The sequence below is a fragment of the bacterium 336/3 genome (assembly GCA_001281695.1).
In the GTDB taxonomy this organism is placed as follows: Bacteria; Bacteroidota; Bacteroidia; order Cytophagales; family Thermonemataceae; genus Raineya.
On record LJIE01000001.1, the window covers coordinates 2,501 to 3,596 of the forward strand.

The following is a 1,096-nucleotide window of genomic DNA, read 5'->3' on the forward strand; positions in this document are numbered from 1 at the left end:
CACTTCATTACGAAGCTCCGACCGCTTGTAAGCGTATGGTTTCAGGGTCTTTTCACCCCCCTGTGCGGGGTACTTTTCACCTTTCCCTCACGGTACTAGTTCACTATCGGTCTCTTAGGAGTATTTAGCCTTACCAGATGGTGCTGGCAGTTTCAAACGGGGCGTCTCCGACCCCGCCCTACTCAGGATACAGTCTCATAGGTTTACACTTCGTTTACGGGACTATCACCCTCTATGGTTGAGCTTCCCAGCTCGATTCAACTCGTTTCACCTACTAAATGACTGTCCTACAACCCCTACCTTGCCGTAACAAGATAGGTTTGGGCTAATCCGCGTTCGCTCGCCACTACTTACGGAATCACTTTTGTTTTCTTCTCCTGCGGGTACTTAGATGTTTCAGTTCTCCGCGTTTGCTTTCCTTTACAGGAATAATAGTTCTTCACAACTATTGGGTTGCCCCATTCGGACATCTGTGGATTAGCGTTCCTTTGCAACTCCCCACAGCTTTTCGCAGCTTGGCACGTCCTTCTTCGCCTCTAAGAGCCTAGGCATCCCCCATACGCCCTTTGTAACTTACTTTCAGAGAGATTACTCTCGGTTTTGTAGATTTACTTTACTTACAATCTGACAAAGAACTTTTTATCACGCTTGAGTGATAAGTGTTGTTAATTACTCGTTTGTAATCAACCTCTATTTTAATTTTGTGGAGGATAACGGATTCGAACCGTTGACCCCCTGCGTGCAAGGCAGGTGCTCTAGCCAGCTGAGCTAATCCCCCAAATTCTGTAGACCCGACCAGATTTGAACTGGTGACCCCTACATTATCAGTGTAGTGCTCTAACCAGGCTGAGCTACGGATCTATTGGATAGTTTTGAGTTTGAGTAGTGAGCTTTGTGTACAGAATTTACTCATTCTATTACCCTACCTCAGTCCTCTCTGCACTTTCTCTTACTATCTTCCGAACTCTCCTAAATTATTTCAATTTCTTTTTTTATATGCCTCAGTTCTTTTACTAAAACATAATTTCCATTGAGCCTGAACTAAATATCGACACCTCTAAACAACACTCCAAAAAGGAGGTGTTCCAGCCACACC

The 1,096-nt window shown here is 44.8% G+C and carries 2 tRNA genes and 1 rRNA gene (1 of these 3 only partly in view); all 3 read right to left on the reverse strand.

The features are described 5' to 3' along the window. Positions 1-581, reverse strand: a 23S ribosomal RNA gene (locus AD998_00010) (it extends 2,228 nt beyond the left edge of the window). Positions 582-701: 120 nt separating this feature from the next. After that, positions 702-778, reverse strand: a tRNA-Ala gene (locus AD998_00015). An 8-nt stretch (positions 779-786) separates the two neighbouring features. Next, positions 787-861: transfer RNA gene (locus tag AD998_00020), tRNA-Ile, on the reverse strand. Positions 862-1,096: the final 235 nt, after the last annotated feature.